The organism is Halomonas sp. DP5Y7-2 (assembly GCF_019802025.1).
GTDB lineage: Bacteria > Pseudomonadota > Gammaproteobacteria > Pseudomonadales > Halomonadaceae > Halomonas > Halomonas litopenaei_A.
Genome location: NZ_JAHVHY010000003.1, coordinates 487,884 through 501,169 on the forward strand (window position 1 = coordinate 487,884; position 13,286 = coordinate 501,169).

The following is a 13,286-nucleotide window of genomic DNA, read 5'->3' on the forward strand; positions in this document are numbered from 1 at the left end:
GGGGCAGAGCGTGTATACTGTCGCCCTTTAGGGTGACCGGGTGCCTGGCGATGGCGTCACGGTGTCCCGCACGGTCGGCGATGGCCGTGACCAAGCCATTTCGGGTCAGTCCCTGGCCCACTGTCTGGAGGGGCGCATGGCAACGCAGGACCGCCAGCCATCACAGCAAGATGCCGAGCCTCAGGACTTTGCCGCGGCCATGGGGCAACTGGAGCACCTGGTGGAACGGCTGGAGTCGGGGGAGCTGTCGCTCGAGGAGTCGTTGAAGGCGTTCGAGCAGGGCGTGGCCTTAACCCGCCATGCTCAGCAACGCCTGGACGATGCGGAGCTCAAGGTTCGCAGTCTGACGGAGAACGCCGAGGGGGGGATGCAGCTGTCGCCCTTTGATATCGGGGAGGACGCGGGTGAACGCTGATACCATGCTGGCCCGTCTGGCCGCCGACAGGGCGCGAGTCGATCGTTGCCTGGAGACGCTGTTCGTGGGTCGCCAGACTGTCGAACCGAGACTCGAAGCGGCGATGCGCCATGGTCTGCTTGTCGGCGGCAAGCGGCTTCGCCCGATTCTGGTCTATGCCGCCGGTCGGGCGCTGGGCGCCAACGACGACGATCTCGACATTCCTGCTGCGGCCATTGAGCTGGTGCATGCCTACTCGCTGGTGCATGACGATCTGCCGGCCATGGACGATGACGACCTACGCCGCGGTCAGCCCACGGTGCACAAGGCGTTCGATGAGGCTTCTGCGATTCTTGCCGGCGATGCCCTGCAGACACTGGCCTTCGAGTTGCTCGCCAGCTCTACGTCTCCTCGCCTGGGGGCATTGGTGGCCACGCTGGCGCAAGCGTCCGGGCGTGATGGCATGGTGGCCGGACAGGCGCTGGACCTGGCGGCAGTGGGCGAACGCCCGGACCTGTCCAGCCTTGAAACCATGCATCGCCACAAGACCGGCGCGCTGATTCGCGCCGCCGTCAGGCTTGGCGGTTTGATCGCGGTGCCCGCAGACGACGCGCGCCTGGCCGCCCTGGATGTCTATGCCGCCGCTATCGGCCTGGCCTTTCAGGTACATGACGATGTGCTTGATGTCACGGGTGACACCGATACGCTGGGCAAGACGTCGGGTGCCGATGCGGCCCGTGACAAGCCGACCTATCCCGCCCTGCTCGGGCTTGAGGGAGCTCGGGCCAAGGCGACGGCACTGATCGATGAGGCGCTCGAGGCCATCGCCCCCTTGGGCGAGTCGGCGGCGCCTCTGGCAGGGCTCGCCCGCTACATGATCGAACGCGATCACTGACGACCACAGGGCTACCATGAAGCTGTTCGACACGATTCCCACCGAGCGGCCGGCAACGCCGCTGCTCGATACTCTGGATACCCCGGCTGCGCTGCGTGCGATGACCGCAGACCAGCTCAAGCGCGTAGCGGATGAACTGCGCGCCTACCTGCTCTACAGCGTTGGTGTTTCCGGCGGCCACTTTGGTGCCGGCCTTGGCGTGGTCGAACTGACCGTCGCCCTGCATCATGCCTTTCGTACGCCCCATGACCGCCTGGTGTGGGATGTGGGTCATCAGGCTTATCCACACAAGATCCTGACCGGTCGTCGCGAAGCGATGACCGGCATACGCCGCTACGGTGGCCTGGCGGCCTTCCCGCGGCGTGCCGAATCGGAGTACGACACCTTTGGCGTCGGCCATTCCAGTACCTCGATATCGGCGGCTCTGGGCATGGCGCTGGCGGCACGTACCCAGGGCCAGGATCGTCGCGTCTGCGCGGTGATCGGTGACGGTGCCCTGACCGCCGGCATGGCCTTCGAGGCGTTGGCCCATGCCGGCCATGTGGATGCCAATCTGCTGGTGGTGCTGAACGACAATGAAATGTCGATTTCCGAGAATGTCGGCGGTGTGGCCAGCTATCTGGCCCGCATTCTGGTCAGCAAGCCGTACCTGAGCATGCGCGAGAACGGCAAGAAGGTGCTGTCTCATCTGCCGGGTGCTCTGGAGCTTGCACGCCGTACGGAAGAACATGTGAAGGGCATGGTCAGCCCGGCCACGCTGTTTGAGGAGATGGGGTTCAATTATGTCGGGCCGATCGATGGTCACGACCTTGATGCCTTGAGTGCCGCCCTGACCAGCATGCGTGATCTCGAGGGGCCGCAGTTTCTGCACGTCAAGACGCGCAAGGGCCGTGGCTTCCTGCCGGCGGAGTCCGATCCTATTGGCTATCACGCCATTACCAAGCTCGAGACTCCCGATGCGGCCAAGGCTCGGGAAGCTGAGGTGGCAACGCCACCCGCGCCGCCAAAGAAGAAGTACTGCAGTGTCTTTGGCGATTGGATCTGCGACATGGCCGCGGCAGACGAGCGCCTGATCGGCATCACGCCGGCCATGCGCGAAGGCTCTGACCTCATCCGCTTCTCGAAGGAGTATGCGGATCGTTACTACGACGTGGCCATTGCCGAGCAGCACTCGGTGACCCTGGCTGCCGGCATGGCCTGCGAAGGCATGAAGCCCGTGGTCGCAATCTATTCCACCTTCCTCCAGCGTGGCTACGACCAATTGATTCACGATGTGGCCGTGCAGGACCTGGACGTGACCTTTGCCATCGACCGCGCAGGCCTGGTCGGGGAGGATGGTCCCACCCACCACGGTGCCCTGGATCTATCCTACTTGCGCTGTGTGCCCGGCATGGTGGTGCTGGCCCCGGCTGACGAGGCAGAATGCCGCGCCATGCTCAGTGCGGCCTATCACCACCCGGGTCCAGCGGCGGTGCGCTATCCGCGCGGTACGGGGCCAGGAGTGGCGATTCCCGATCACCTTGAGCCGCTGCCGATCGGGGTGGCCGAACCGCGTCGCCAGGGCCAGGGCGTAGTGTTGATGGCCTTTGGCAGCTTGAATGGTCCTGCTGCCGAAGTGGCGGAGCGCCTCGATGCCAGCCACATCAATATGCGCAGTGTGAAGCCGCTGGACCGGGACGCCGTGCTCGAGGCGGCCCGCGCTCACGAGCTGGTAGTGACCCTGGAGGAGAACGTCGTGGCGGGCGGTGCCGGAAGCGGCATCAATGAGCTGTTGCTGGCCGAAGGGATCTCTGTGTCGGTGCTCAACCTGGGCCTGCCGGATGTCTTTGCCGAGCACGGCAAGCCGACTGAATTGCTGCGAGACTGCGGTCTGGACGCTGAGGGAATTGAAGCGGCGATCCGGCAGCGCCTCGGCTGAGTCAGCCTACCGTCCCTTCAGAGCACGACGCGATCGGCCCCCTACATGGGGGCCGATCGCATATGGGTCGGTAGCACAGAGACCGGCAAAACAGAGACCGGCAACACCGAGACCGATGGCGTCAGTGCGCAGTGGGTCGGCGCTACGGCGTGGGACGCCACGCTGACGCTGGCGCAAGCCGAAACAATAGCGCCAACAATGGCGAGTCGAGTGAAGGAAAGTCGCACAAGACGTCCTGGGCAGTGCATTCGTCGTTAACCTGGCGGCCAGTATCGGTGACGCCCATGACCATTCGATGAAAAGGTGGGCGGCGCACGCCTTCGCCCGCGTCCGGGTGGCGGTGGTATCCTGCCTCGCGTACCCCCATGGTGGTGGGTGGGCGTGATGGCGAGTCGATGACCGTTCAAGCACCTGCCAGCGCCACCTGAGCAGACAGCACGCCGTGGACTGAAACACGGCTCCGACAGAGAGGAATTATGCTGACCATCATTGTTATCGGGGCGGTAATTGGGCTGCTGACCGGAGGCCCGCTGGGCATGTTGATCGGTGGCGGCATCGGCTGGTGGTTGGGCGGACGTCTGCGCGGCGGCGTGATGCTCGGCAAGGGTCTGGCCGAGATGCAACGCCAGTTCATGGACTCCACCTTCGCCGTCATGGGCGCCGTGTGCCAGGCAGACGGTCAGGTCAGCGGGGAAGAGCGTCAGGTGCTCGAGCAACTGCTGGTGCGCCTGCGCTTGCCCGAAAGCACCAAGGCCAGTGCTCGTGCCGCATTCGAACGCGGACGGGCCAGTGACTTCGATCTGGATGCCGAGATCGCCAGAGTGGCACGCCTGACCCGTGGTCGCGGTGCGCTGCGACAGATCTTTTTGCAGGTGCAGTTGTCGGCCATTGCAGCAGACGGCGTGCTGCACCCAGCCGAGCACAACATGCTGATGCGGGTGGCCCGCGGCCTTGGCTGCAGTGAGGCGGAAATAGCCCAGATCGAGGCCATGCTGCGCGGTGGAGCCTCCCATGGGGCAGGCGCCACTCAGGAAAGCCAGAGCCCGCTGGAGGACGCGTACAAGGTGCTGGGTATCAGCCCGGAGGCCAGCGATGCCGAAATCAAGCGCGCCTATCGCAAGCTGATGAGCGAAAACCATCCTGACAAGCTGGCCAGCCGGGGACTGCCGGACAGCATGCGCGAGGTCGCCGAGGCCCGCACCGTCGAGATCGGCAATGCCTATCAGCGCATCCGGCAGGCCCGGGGCCAGGCCTGACCGTACTTGGACGACGCGGCTGAGCCGTGCTGCTTACGCCTCAGTCGCTCTGCTTACGCTTCAGTTGCTCTGCTTACGCTTCAGTTGCTCTGTAGGGCCGCCACAAGGCGCTGTGCCAGTCGGCAGGACGTGTCGTCATGTCGGTTCCAGGCGAGGGCGAGGCGAGTGCGCAGGTCGCTCCAGCGAGGCGACAATGGTCGCGAGGTCACGCCCTGCCGGTGAGTCACCAGAAAGCTCTGGGGCGCCAGGGCGATGCCCTCATCTGCCGCGACCAGCGCCAGCAATTGGTGATGGTCGTCGGGCTCACGCAGTCGCTGGGGCTGGTAGCCGTGAATGCGAAACAGGCGCTCGCAGTGGTCGAAGTAGTCCGGATTGTCCCTGCGGGAAAACCAGAACAGGGGGCGGTCGCTCAGCCTGCAAAGATCCACGTCCCGGTCCTCTTCAAGCCGCTCGGCAAGGGCGTCGGACATCAACACCCATAGCGGGTCGTCGGCGACGATGTGGCACTTCAACGGCTCAGGGAGGGTGATGGGCAGACCGACAAGGGCCAACGATAGCGGCCTCGCGTCATCCTTCAGCAAGCGTGACAGCAGCCTGCTGGACGGTTGGCGCTCGATGTCCACGCTCTGGTCCAGCTGCGCCTCGAGCCATGCGCGGGAGGGCAGCAGGCCATCATCCACTGCGGGCGTCATGCCGATGGCAATGGGGCAGGGCTGGTCGGTAGGTGCGCTGGCTTCGTGCCAGGCGGCTTCTATTTCCTCAAAGCAGGGGCGCAGCCGGCGAGCAAGGCGCTCTCCTGCCGGGGTCAGGCGCACCTGACGAGTGGTGCGGGTGAACAGCGTGACGCCCAGCTCCTGTTCCAGCGCCTGGATGTGGCGCGTCAGCGGAGGCTGAGTGAGATGCAGCCTATCCGCGGCCTGGCGAAAGTGCCCAGTATCGGCAACGGCGAGAAAGCTGATGAGCCGGTCGCAACGCTTGAACCATTGTCTGCTGGGCGGCATGGGGCGCTCGTCAGGATAGTGAAGAGAAGCAAGGACGCCACTGCCCCCGGCGGTCGACCCATCGTGGATGACCGGGAGGCGTCTTGTGGACGCCAGGGATTGATACGCTGCAAGTATCAATCTATCAGCAATTCTCCCGCGGGCCCACGGCCAGGATCATGCAGCAGGTCAGACAACGCGTCTGAAGTGATCCGCCTTAGGTTAAGGAGCCTGCGATGACCTCTCCCTCACATTCCCCACGTTCACTGGGTGACCACCTGCACGTTCTGCCCTTGGGGCTAGGGTGCATGGGCATGTCCGAATTCTATGGTGCCAGTGATGACCGTGATGCCACCCGGCTGATTCACGAGGCCCTGGAGCGAGGCGTGAGCCTGTTCGACAGTGCCGACACCTACGGCCAGGGCCATAACGAGCAACTTTTGGGCAAGGCACTGCACGGTAGGCGAGACAGCGCTGTGATTGCCACCAAGTTTGGCATCGTGCGCAGGCCTGGCGACTACGCCCGGTCGATCAACACGCGCCCAGAGTATGTTCGCGCTGCCTGTGAGGCTTCTCTCGCACGCCTTGGGATTGACACGATTGACCTCTACTACGCCCACCGTCTCGATCCCGAGGTGCCGATCGAAGAGACCGTCGGCGCCATGTCCGAACTAGTCACCCAGGGCAAGGTTCGTGCGCTAGGGCTGTGTGAGGTGTCACCTGCCACCCTGGAGCGAGCTGTGGCGGTGCATCCCATTGCTGCAGTCCAGAGTGAGTACTCACTCTGGAGTCGCGGAGTGGAGGACAGCGTGCTCCCTACGTGCCAGCGGTTGGGGGTGTCACTGGTGGCGTACTCACCGCTGGGTCGCGGTTTCCTCAGCGGCCAGATTCGACGTCGTGCTGACATCAGCGAGACCGATTTTCGTCGCCACGCACCGCGTTTCTCGGCGCCGAACCTGGCCCGTAACATCGCCCTGCTGGATCGGCTGGAAGGGTTGGCACAGCAGCGAGGTGCCACCCCCGCCCAGGTGGCACTCGCCTGGCTACTGGCTCAGGACGACGCCATCATCCCCATTCCTGGCACCCGCAAGCTGAACCGCCTGGACGAGAATCTAGGAGCGCTGTCGCTGTCCTTGAGTGACGCCGATCTGGCGAGTCTCAACGACTGGTTTCACCGGGAGGCCGTGGCAGGGGAGCGCTACACTGAGGAGGGCATGAAAGGGGTCGAGGTGGAGACTCGTCAGCCTGGTTGAACGGCGTGTCGACTTGCACCTAAAGAGGATGGGTTGCGGGGATGGGACAGCGCGGTTGCCGTTTGTGCCGTTAGCGCCTAGGATGCCCCGCTGCCCGCGCGACGCCACCTCCCATGGTGTTGCCCCCTCGGGCCAAGACCGACAAGAACCCAGGAGACTCCCGATGTCCTTCGGACTCTTATCCCTGCTGCCGCCGCTGCTGGCGATTCTGCTGGCGCTGGCGACACGCAATGTCATACCCGCACTGTTCTGCGGTGTCTGGCTCGGGGCCACCATGCTGGCTGGTTACAATCCCGCAGCCGGCCTCTATAACAGCTTTTCTGACTTCATCGTGCCGAGTATCGGTGACGAGTGGAATGCCACCGTACTGATCTATTGTGGCCTGTTCGGCGTGCTGATCAGTGTCCTGCAGCGTACCGGCGGGGCCCATGCCATTGCCCGCGCCATTTCCCGCAAGGTGGCCAGTGCGCGAGGCGCACAAGGCAGCACCCTGGGGCTTGGCATGCTGATCTTCTTTGAAGACTACTTCAATGCGTTGACAGTGGGCAGCGTGATGCGTCCCATCACCGATCGCATGCAGGTCTCCCGTGAAAAGCTGGCGTATATCGTCGATTCGACCTCGGCGCCGATGTGCCTACTGGGCCCCGTATCCACCTGGGTGGTGTTTGTCATGGGCCTGATTGGCACCCAGCTTGGCGAGATGGAGCTGAGTGGCTCGGAATACCTGATCTATCTGTCATCGATTCCGCTGAACTTCTACGCTTGGCTGGCGCTGGGCATGATCTTCTTCATTGTCATCACCCAATGGGACTTTGGCCCCATGGCGCGGGCGGAACGCCGTGCCCGTGAGACCGGAAAGCTGATGGAAGACACCGCCAAGCCGCCCTCTGATACCGATGCGATGGAGCTCAAGGCGCCACAGGATACTGCCCGCAAGCGCAACATGCTGGTGCCTATCGGTGTTCTGCTGGCCATGATTCCACCGCTGTTTCTGTGGACCGGTGACTTCCCGAACAACGACCTGGTGACAGCGGTCGGCAGCGCCGACGGCGGTCAGTCGATTCTGATCGCGACCCTGGTGGCGGTGATGGTCGGCTTGACTATGGGCATGAGCCAGCGCCTGTTCGACTTCCGCGAGGCGATGGATATTGTCGTGGAAGGCATCAAGAGCATGACGCTGGTGTACATCATTCTGGCGTTGGCCTGGTCCATCGGCAGCGTCACCTCGGAGCTGGGCACGGCTGACTATCTGGTGAGTCTGACCGAGGCCAGTATTCCGCCCAGCCTGGTGCCGGTGTTGCTGTTCTTGATTGGCGCCGTGGTGGCCTTCACCACCGGCACGTCCTACGGGACCTTTGCCATCATGATCCCGATTGCCATGCCGGTAGCCGCGGCCATGGATCTGCCGATGGCGTTGGCGATCGCGTCGGTGCTGAGTGGAGGCATCTTTGGTGACCACTGCTCGCCCATTTCCGATACCACCATTCTCTCGTCGGCGGGATCAAGCTGCGACCACATCGACCATGTGCGGACCCAGCTGCCCTACGCCATGACCGCCGGCATCGCCGGGCTAGTGGCGTTCTTTGTGGCAGGAATCAGTGGCACGGTGTGGATGGGCGCTGTCAGTGGCATTGCCGTGATGCTGTCCTTGGCGCTGCTGTTGAAGCTTTTGTGGCAGCCCCGCAGTGACGGGGTGAGGGATGAAGTGACGTACCGCGAGTAACGTGCTGGCTCAGGTCTACGCTGGCAGCGTGGCGCTGAAGACATATCGAACATCGCTGCTGGCGCCCTGCAGCCAGGCGATGGCCGAGAGCAGTACAGCAAAAGGCCCCGTCTGCCTGGCAACATCCAGGTGGGCGGGGCCTTTGCGCTTAGCGGAGCAGGAGGGTCAGGTATCGAGCGGTTAGCTTCGCTCGGCAACATCTCCTGATCAGCCAGTGGTGGCTTGGCGAGCCAGGTCCAGATCGTCTTCGCTCATGGCGAAGTCAGTATGGCGTGCCTGGTTGCGCAGCAGTTCCAGCCGGGCATTGGCCATGGCGTTGCTGGCGTCGTCAGCGATATGCGCATTGCCAACACGGTGTGCTGTTTCAAGTGCGCCAGCATCAATCGTGGACAGCGGCTCGGCGTTAACGGCCAGGGCACGCTCGCTGGCCCGGTCTGCCTGGGCGGTCAGCGGCAGGGCGGCAGCGATCAGCAGGGCGGTAGCGGCAATCTTGGCTTTCATGGTCTCTCTCCTGTGGAAGCTCTCGACAGATCGTCTGTCGGTCAGTTCGATGCCGTGGGCACCGAGGCTGTGACATATCTTGGCTTGAATAAAACGGTCGTTTTAATTTCGGCCGAAAACGTTACCCGGTAGTGGCCTGACGAGCCAGGTCCAGGTCGTGCTCGCTCATGGCGAAATCGGTGCGCTTGGCTTGCTCGCGCAGCAGCTCAAGACGGGCGTGAGCCATGGCGTCACTGCCGTTGTCGGCGATATGGGTGTTGCCCACCTGATTGGCGATGCTCACGGCGTCAGCAGTGAGCTGGGACAGCGGCTCAGCGTTAAGCGCCTGGGCACGCTCACTGGCATTATCGGCCTGGGCAGTCAGCGGCAGAGCGGCGGCGATCAGTAGGGCGGTAGCGGCAATCTTGGCTTTCATGGTCTCTCTCCTGTGGAAGCTCTCCAGGGAGCTTCTATCGGTCAAGCTGTGTCAGTGATGTCGTGAGTGGTGTTGCTGCCGTGACGCATCCCATGTCTATGGTCAGCGAGTCGCGGCTTTCGCTTGTTGTTCACGCCGAAACGATCGGCGCAACCATGGATCAAGAGGCCATCTCACCGGTGATCGTGTGTCGTCGCCATCGATGTCGTCGACTCGATGACACGGTGATCTGGCCTTAATTAAACGGTCGTTTTAATTTCCGCCGAAAACGTTAACCGGTAGTGGCCTGACGAGCCAGATCCAGGTCATGCTCGCTCATGGCGAAGTCGGTGCGCTTGTCTTGCTCACGCAGTAGCTCGAGGCGGGCATTGGCCATGGCATTGCTGCCGTTGTCGGCAATATGGGTGTTGCCGACCTGGTGTGCTGCATCGACAGCGGCGCCTGATACCTGTGCCAGCGGCTCGGCGTTGATGTGTTGCGCGCGGTCGGTGGCAGGATCAGCGTTTGCCGTCAGTGGCAGGGCAGCAGCGATCAGCAGGGCTGTGGCGGTAATCTTGGCTTTCATGATGTCTCTCCTTGCGGGCCGCTTGGCCCCCTTCTCATTGGTCGACCTGTTTAAAATAAAACGGTCGTTTTAATTTTTCCGGCATTTTTTGGCCCATCTGGGCCTACCGTGTCTTGGCTGTCACGAGTGCTTAGCCATCCACCGCCTTTTTCAGGCGTAACGTCGAACCTGTCGGTCGCTGATGGGGGTGGCTATTGCTTGGCGACATAATATTAACAGACTAACTAACTGTCAAATACCTTTTCAACCTTGGTCTAACTCCGCTTCGTTCCATGGCGCGATTTTCAGGACTCGCTTCTCCGGGCTCGTTTTTGCTGACCCGCTCTTACGGAGAAAGATCAGGGCTCTCAGCTATAGCGTTGCACCTGGCTAGGCTGCTGTGCCTCGATCATTGCCGGCATACGGGTGCGTAGCTGATGCTGTGTGCTATCTCCGTCAACTGTGTCCAGCTGCGCCAGCGCGTACTTGGGTGGCGCTGCCATGGCCGTAGCGGGCAGGACGACGGCGAGAACAGCGGTGACGGTAACGAGTCGTAGAGCGCGTTTCATGATGTCTCTCCTTGCCGTTACAGCGGAGCCTGAAGGTAGCTCACAGTGTGAGCGCTTGCTGGCCCCGCCGAACGCTGAAGTGAGTATGCTGGGCAGCGGTGCTGTGTGCCAGCCAAGGTCTTCAATGATGCTGATTGACGGTTTCTATTAAAACGGTCGTATGTCTTTAGGGTGTTGAAAATAAAGCCTTACTTTGTGGCGGCTCGGCTTAAATCAAGGTTCAGCATGAAGTTGGTCATGTCGACATGACGGGACTGCAGGCGGAGGCGAGCCTTGCTCAAGGCCTCAGTGCTGTCACTGGCGATATGCGCATTGATGATGTCGTCCCCTGGCTTGGCCATCGCGTCGCGCATGGACAGGGGTTCGCTGTTGAGCGCCCTGGCGAGATCGGTGGCGCGAGCATCAGCCTGGGCGGTCAGGGGAAGAGCGGCGATGGCAGCAAGGGGCAGCAGGAACTTGAATTTCATGGTGACACCTCATCAGTAGGAATCCATGGAACGCCATTGTTGACGTTTGATCCTCTGTCGGGGCCGCCTTCAGGTTCCTTACAACCTCAGGACTTTCTTTCGATGTCCACGTCGTCTGCTTGAGTGAAATCACCAAGGGCCATCATGTGTCCAAGCTTGCCAGCCTTGGTCGACAGGTAGTGCTCATTGTGGGGATTCAACCCGGTGGTCAGGGCTACGCGCTCCACCACCTGCACCCCGGCCTGGGTCAGGGCATCGACCTTTCTGGGATTGTTGGTCATCAGCTTGAGGCCTTGCACGCCAAGGTGGTCGAGCATGGGGACGCACAGGTCATAGCGTCGCAAGTCGGCGGCGAATCCCAGCCGCTCATTGGCCTCCACCGTGTCGGCGCCCTGATCCTGCAGATGATAAGCGCGGATCTTGTTGAGCAGACCAATGCCGCGACCTTCCTGGCGCAGGTAGAGGATCACCCCGCGCCCCTCTTGAGCGATACGCTTGAGCGCCTCTTGCAGCTGATAGCCACAGTCGCAGCGCATCGAGAACAAGGCGTCCCCCGTCAAGCATTCAGAATGCACGCGACCAAGCACCGGGGCGCCATCGTCGATATCGCCTAATGTCAGGGCGATATGATCCTTGCCGGTGGCTTCGTCTTCGAAGCCATGCATGGTGAACGTCGCCCAGGGAGTGGGTAGGCGGGAGGCGGCGATGAAGCGGATCGTCACGAGGTACCTCGAAGTCAAGACAACGGTCGGGCCGTCAAGGGGGCGTTTAGTCTATCAGGAACTCGCGCTGGGCTCACGGGAAGCACTCGGGTAAGCCACGACACACGGTCGCAGGGGCCTCTCGTCAGCCAGTCATTGCGGTACAATGCGGGCAAATCTCCTGTTGGATGATGCCTGCATGGAACTGAAGAACGATCGATTTTTGCGCGCTCTGGCACGGCAGCCAGTGGACCGGACACCGGTATGGATGATGCGCCAGGCGGGGCGCTACCTGCCCGAGTACAAGCGGGTGCGTGGCGAGGCCGGGAGCTTCATGGACCTGTGCCGCGATACCGATCGTGCCTGTGAGGTGACGCTGCAGCCGTTGGAACGCTTTCCTTTGGATGCCGCCATCCTGTTTTCGGACATCCTGACGATCCCCGACGCCATGGGCCTTGGGCTGTACTTCGAGACTGGAGAAGGTCCGAAGTTCCGCAAGCCGGTGAGGACCGCCGCTGACGTGGCTGCACTGCAGGCGCCGGATGCCGAGCGAGATCTCGACTATGTGATGCGCGCGGTCTCCACCATTCGGCGTGAGCTCAATGGTCGGGTGCCGCTGATCGGGTTCTCCGGGAGTCCCTGGACGCTGGCGACCTACATGGTCGAGGGAGCCTCCAGCAAGGACTTCCGTCACGTCAAAAGCATGCTCTACGCCACCCCCGACGTCATGCATCAATTGCTGGATACGCTGGCGGATGCCGTGACGGACTACCTCAATGCGCAGATTCGAGCCGGTGCACAGGCGGTACAGATCTTCGATACCTGGGGAGGGACGCTGTCGACGCCGGCCTATCGCGAGTTCTCGCTCAAGTACATGGAGCAGATCGTGGCGGGACTGGAGCGAGAGCATGACGGCCGCCGGGTGCCGGTGATCCTGTTTACCAAGAATGGCGGGCAGTGGCTCGAGGACCTGGCGGACACCGGGGCGGATGCGCTGGGATTGGATTGGACCACAGAGCTTTCCAATGCGCGCGGCAGGGTCGGCCGGAAGGTGGCCTTGCAGGGCAACATGGACCCGAACGTGTTGTTTGGCACTCCCCAGGCGATTCGTGCCGAAGTCGGCCGTATTCTCGATAGCTACGGCGAAGGGCCTGGTCACATCTTCAACCTGGGCCACGGGATCAACCAGTTTACCGACCCGAGCAACGTGACTGCCTTCATGGACGCGCTGCATGAATTGAGCCCGGCCTACCATGCCAACATCGCGACAGGCTGACGCTAGTGGCGCCACCCGCCAGCGCCCGCGTCATTCAGGCGGGTGGTGGGGGATGGCGTTGTTGCTAGCGGCGGTCATCGCCTGGGGCAGTTTGATGCCGGCCAGCGAGTTGCCCGAAGACCTGCCATGGGACAAGGCCAACCACCTGCTGGCGTATGCCGGATTGGCGGCGTTGGTGGCGCTGGCCTGTGACAGGGCGTGGCTATCGGTGGGGCTGGCCGTCGGCTACGGGGTGCTGATCGAGCTTGCGCAGATCCCGGTGCCTGGCCGCCTGGGGGGAGACCCTTGGGATATGCTGGCCAACACGCTAGGTGCGCTGCTTGGCGTACTGCTCGTCTGTCAGTGCCGACGGCTATGGCGGCGACGGTTATGGCGAGGACGCTGACAGCCGCTT

15 protein-coding genes are annotated in these 13,286 nt (G+C 62.5%); 8 read left to right on the forward strand and 7 right to left on the reverse strand.

Annotation, left to right across the window (positions count from 1 at the left end; all coding sequences use genetic code 11):
* Positions 1–136: 136 nt before the first annotated feature.
* The 4 genes from KUW18_RS05755 (at position 137) to djlA (ending at position 4,463) form a co-directional block, all read left to right on the forward strand.
* Positions 137–415, forward strand: coding sequence for an exodeoxyribonuclease VII small subunit (locus KUW18_RS05755; protein ID WP_206942185.1), 279 nt, complete (start codon positions 137–139; stop codon positions 413–415).
* A 4-nt stretch (positions 416–419) separates the two neighbouring features.
* Entirely contained in the window at positions 420–1,289 is an 870-nt protein-coding gene (gene ispA, locus KUW18_RS05760; RefSeq protein WP_222162508.1) for a (2E,6E)-farnesyl diphosphate synthase, read from the forward strand.
* Between the two features lie 16 nt (positions 1,290–1,305).
* Positions 1,306–3,207 carry a 1-deoxy-D-xylulose-5-phosphate synthase gene (gene dxs / locus KUW18_RS05765; protein WP_222560985.1) on the forward strand — a complete coding sequence of 634 codons (1,902 nt, stop codon included), beginning with the start codon at positions 1,306–1,308 and terminating at the stop codon, positions 3,205–3,207.
* A gap of 476 nt (positions 3,208–3,683) precedes the next feature.
* Positions 3,684–4,463 carry a co-chaperone DjlA gene (gene djlA / locus KUW18_RS05770; protein ID WP_206942196.1) on the forward strand — a complete coding sequence of 260 codons (780 nt, stop codon included), beginning with the start codon at positions 3,684–3,686 and terminating at the stop codon, positions 4,461–4,463.
* Positions 4,464–4,543: 80 nt separating this feature from the next.
* Here djlA and KUW18_RS05775 read toward each other — a convergent pair whose 3' ends face one another.
* Positions 4,544–5,464, reverse strand: coding sequence for a LysR family transcriptional regulator (locus tag KUW18_RS05775; protein ID WP_222560986.1), 921 nt, complete (start codon positions 5,462–5,464; stop codon positions 4,544–4,546).
* Between the two features lie 215 nt (positions 5,465–5,679).
* Here KUW18_RS05775 and KUW18_RS05780 point away from each other — a divergent pair, with 215 nt between their 5' ends.
* Both KUW18_RS05780 and KUW18_RS05785 read left to right on the forward strand, forming a co-directional pair.
* Positions 5,680–6,696, forward strand: a complete 1,017-nt coding sequence (locus KUW18_RS05780; protein WP_222237959.1) for an aldo/keto reductase — start codon at positions 5,680–5,682, stop codon at positions 6,694–6,696.
* A gap of 163 nt (positions 6,697–6,859) precedes the next feature.
* Positions 6,860–8,419: a Na+/H+ antiporter NhaC family protein gene (locus tag KUW18_RS05785; RefSeq protein ID WP_206942202.1), complete on the forward strand. Its 1,560-nt coding sequence runs from the start codon at positions 6,860–6,862 to the stop codon at positions 8,417–8,419.
* 207 nt (positions 8,420–8,626) lie between these two features.
* Here KUW18_RS05785 and KUW18_RS05790 read toward each other — a convergent pair whose 3' ends face one another.
* From KUW18_RS05790 to ribA, 6 genes are all read right to left on the reverse strand, one after another.
* On the reverse strand, positions 8,627–8,920 hold the full coding sequence (locus tag KUW18_RS05790; protein WP_222484323.1) for a hypothetical protein: 294 nt from the start codon (positions 8,918–8,920) through the stop codon (positions 8,627–8,629).
* Between the two features lie 121 nt (positions 8,921–9,041).
* Positions 9,042–9,335 carry a hypothetical protein gene (locus KUW18_RS05795; protein WP_222560987.1) on the reverse strand — a complete coding sequence of 98 codons (294 nt, stop codon included), beginning with the start codon at positions 9,333–9,335 and terminating at the stop codon, positions 9,042–9,044.
* A 271-nt stretch (positions 9,336–9,606) separates the two neighbouring features.
* Positions 9,607–9,900 carry a hypothetical protein gene (locus tag KUW18_RS05800; protein WP_206942208.1) on the reverse strand — a complete coding sequence of 98 codons (294 nt, stop codon included), beginning with the start codon at positions 9,898–9,900 and terminating at the stop codon, positions 9,607–9,609.
* 347 nt (positions 9,901–10,247) lie between these two features.
* Complete coding sequence (locus tag KUW18_RS05805; protein WP_222560988.1) at positions 10,248–10,448, reverse strand: hypothetical protein; 201 nt, start codon at positions 10,446–10,448, stop codon at positions 10,248–10,250.
* A 188-nt stretch (positions 10,449–10,636) separates the two neighbouring features.
* Positions 10,637–10,915 (reverse strand): hypothetical protein, encoded by a 279-nt coding sequence (locus tag KUW18_RS05810; protein ID WP_222162202.1) that lies wholly within the window; start codon positions 10,913–10,915, stop codon positions 10,637–10,639.
* A gap of 86 nt (positions 10,916–11,001) precedes the next feature.
* Positions 11,002–11,637 (reverse strand): GTP cyclohydrolase II, encoded by a 636-nt coding sequence (gene ribA / locus KUW18_RS05815; protein WP_206942213.1) that lies wholly within the window; start codon positions 11,635–11,637, stop codon positions 11,002–11,004.
* 178 nt (positions 11,638–11,815) lie between these two features.
* Here ribA and hemE point away from each other — a divergent pair, with 178 nt between their 5' ends.
* Both hemE and KUW18_RS05825 read left to right on the forward strand, forming a co-directional pair.
* Positions 11,816–12,892 (forward strand): uroporphyrinogen decarboxylase, encoded by a 1,077-nt coding sequence (gene hemE, locus KUW18_RS05820; RefSeq protein WP_206942215.1) that lies wholly within the window; start codon positions 11,816–11,818, stop codon positions 12,890–12,892.
* Positions 12,893–12,944: 52 nt separating this feature from the next.
* Positions 12,945–13,277, forward strand: coding sequence for a VanZ family protein (locus KUW18_RS05825; protein ID WP_224851913.1), 333 nt, complete (start codon positions 12,945–12,947; stop codon positions 13,275–13,277).
* The last annotated feature ends 9 nt before the right edge of the window (positions 13,278–13,286 follow it).

Bases quoted from the DNA above. Each gene is read 5' to 3' on its own strand.
- KUW18_RS05795 (WP_222560987.1), bottom strand. From the start codon at position 9,335: ATGAAAGCCAAGATTGCCGCTACCGCCCTACTGATCGCCGCCGCTCTG.
- hemE (WP_206942215.1), top strand. From the start codon at position 11,816: ATGGAACTGAAGAACGATCGATTTTTGCGCGCTCTGGCACGGCAGCCA.
- KUW18_RS05780 (WP_222237959.1), top strand. From the start codon at position 5,680: ATGACCTCTCCCTCACATTCCCCACGTTCACTGGGTGACCACCTGCAC.
- djlA (WP_206942196.1), top strand. From the start codon at position 3,684: ATGCTGACCATCATTGTTATCGGGGCGGTAATTGGGCTGCTGACCGGA.
- KUW18_RS05785 (WP_206942202.1), top strand. From the start codon at position 6,860: ATGTCCTTCGGACTCTTATCCCTGCTGCCGCCGCTGCTGGCGATTCTG.
- KUW18_RS05775 (WP_222560986.1), bottom strand. From the start codon at position 5,464: ATGCCGCCCAGCAGACAATGGTTCAAGCGTTGCGACCGGCTCATCAGC.
- KUW18_RS05825 (WP_224851913.1), top strand. From the start codon at position 12,945: ATGGCGTTGTTGCTAGCGGCGGTCATCGCCTGGGGCAGTTTGATGCCG.
- KUW18_RS05810 (WP_222162202.1), bottom strand. From the start codon at position 10,915: ATGAAATTCAAGTTCCTGCTGCCCCTTGCTGCCATCGCCGCTCTTCCC.
- KUW18_RS05805 (WP_222560988.1), bottom strand. From the start codon at position 10,448: ATGAAACGCGCTCTACGACTCGTTACCGTCACCGCTGTTCTCGCCGTC.
- KUW18_RS05790 (WP_222484323.1), bottom strand. From the start codon at position 8,920: ATGAAAGCCAAGATTGCCGCTACCGCCCTGCTGATCGCTGCCGCCCTG.
- ispA (WP_222162508.1), top strand. From the start codon at position 420: ATGCTGGCCCGTCTGGCCGCCGACAGGGCGCGAGTCGATCGTTGCCTG.
- dxs (WP_222560985.1), top strand. From the start codon at position 1,306: ATGAAGCTGTTCGACACGATTCCCACCGAGCGGCCGGCAACGCCGCTG.
- KUW18_RS05755 (WP_206942185.1), top strand. From the start codon at position 137: ATGGCAACGCAGGACCGCCAGCCATCACAGCAAGATGCCGAGCCTCAG.
- KUW18_RS05800 (WP_206942208.1), bottom strand. From the start codon at position 9,900: ATGAAAGCCAAGATTACCGCCACAGCCCTGCTGATCGCTGCTGCCCTG.